The following is a 389-nucleotide window of genomic DNA, read 5'->3' as shown; positions in this document are numbered from 1 at the left end:
GATTGCCGACGATGCGGAGAACCAAACTCAGGGTCAGTTGGATGATGCCGTCGCCGATTTGGAAGCGGTAATGGCTACGTTCGAAGCCGCGATTATTCCGGCAGGAGATGCGACGGATTTGGAAAACTTGTTGGTGGATGCAACCGAGATGCTGGCGGACCATCCCGAAGGCACAGGTGTAGGACAAGCGTCGGCGAGCGATCGCAGCACTTTGCAGGCAGCGATCAACGCCGCGCGAGCGATTGCCGACGATGCGGAGAACCAAACTCAGGGTCAGTTGGATGATGCCGTCGCCGATTTGGAAGCGGTAATGGCTACGTTCGAAGCCGCGATTATTCCGGCAGGAGATGCGACGGATTTGGAAAACTTGTTGGTGAAAACTTGTTGGT

1 protein-coding gene is annotated in these 389 nt (G+C 55.8%); it reads left to right on the top strand.

Features of this window, described 5'->3' with window-relative positions; genetic code table 11:
* Positions 1-70: 70 nt before the first annotated feature.
* Positions 71-389: hypothetical protein (locus AB4Z29_RS32425; protein ID WP_441946967.1), on the top strand; the 319-nt coding region annotated here is incomplete at its 3' end.

Source organism: Paenibacillus sp. 2TAB23, assembly GCF_052115165.1.
Lineage (GTDB): Bacteria > Bacillota > Bacilli > Paenibacillales > Paenibacillaceae > Pristimantibacillus.
This window is presented reverse-complemented; position numbering and strand designations above follow the sequence as displayed.